Here is a 671-nt window from a genome sequence, read left to right as displayed (position 1 = left end):
TGTTTACCTGACTTTTGATGATGGTCCAACGCCTAATGTTACCGATAAGTTGTTTAGCTTATTAGAAAAGCATAATGCTAAGGCGACATTTTTTGTAATTGGGAAAAAACTAGAACAACACTTCGAAATTGGGAAGAGCTTGGTAGAAGCTGGTCATGTGGTGGGTAACCACTCTTATGACCATATTGATTTTGGGCGTTTGCCTCTAGGTAAACAGCTAAAACAGGCAAATGATGCGGATGCTTGGATTAGTAAGCTGGAACAGTCGGGTTCCAGGTTGTTTCGGGCGCCGCAAGGGCGCTGGAGTTTTGGTTTGCTGTTTTCGTTAGTGAAAAACAAATTTCGTCCAGTGCATTGGAGCTACGATTCATTAGATTATTCCAATCTGAGTGCTGATCAGATTGTTGAAAACTTTAAGCAGAAACCGGTTGTAAATGGTGAAATTCTTTTATTTCACGACGACGCTGAGAAGTGTGTGCAGGTGCTAGAGATAATGCTTCCTCTATGGGAGAAGCAAGGGATTCAGTTTAAGGTGATTAGTTAATTATGAACATAGTTTACCATCATAGAACTCGTGGGCATGGTGCTGAAGGTGTCCATATTATGGGAATCGTCAATGCATTTAGAAAGATGGAACACCAAGTAACACTTCTTTCTCTTCCAGGCTCAGA

The 671-nt window shown here is 41.3% G+C and carries 1 protein-coding gene; it reads left to right on the top strand.

All coding sequences use genetic code 11. The annotated features are described in order from the left end of the window. A partial coding sequence (locus tag A3766_RS00600) for a polysaccharide deacetylase family protein (RefSeq protein WP_068641452.1) occupies positions 1 to 544 on the top strand: 544 nt, incomplete at its 5' end. Positions 545 to 671: the final 127 nt, after the last annotated feature.

Source organism: Oleiphilus sp. HI0132, from assembly GCF_001635845.1.
Note: the sequence above shows the minus strand (reverse complement) of the source record. Positions and strands in the feature narration are given on the sequence as shown.